Origin of the sequence: Arthrobacter sp. 260 (assembly GCF_013116745.1) — a bacterium.
Classification (GTDB): Bacteria; Actinomycetota; Actinomycetes; order Actinomycetales; family Micrococcaceae; genus Arthrobacter_D.
Genome location: NZ_JABFOE010000172.1, coordinates 1 through 212, shown reverse-complemented (window position 1 = coordinate 212; position 212 = coordinate 1). Strand labels below are relative to the sequence as shown.

At 33.0% G+C, this 212-nt stretch carries 1 protein-coding gene; it reads left to right on the top strand.

The window, feature by feature from the left end; genetic code table 11:
• Positions 1 to 17: 17 nt before the first annotated feature.
• Positions 18 to 212: cytochrome c maturation protein CcmE (locus HMI57_RS18740; protein ID WP_346655276.1), on the top strand; the 195-nt coding region annotated here is incomplete at its 3' end.

Genomic DNA, 212 nt, shown 5'->3' with positions numbered 1-212 from the left:
GGGTTGTTGAGAAAGTAGTGATTAATGATGATGCGATTTCTTTTTATCTTAAAGATGATAAAAAGATGATAAAATTATTTTATAAAGTAATATTGCCTGATTTATTTGCTGAAGGGAAGGGAGCGGTCGTCGAAGGTCGTTTGATATCTTCTTCACAATTTATAGCGACTAATGTGCTTGCAAAGCATGATGAAAATTATAAACCTCCGAAC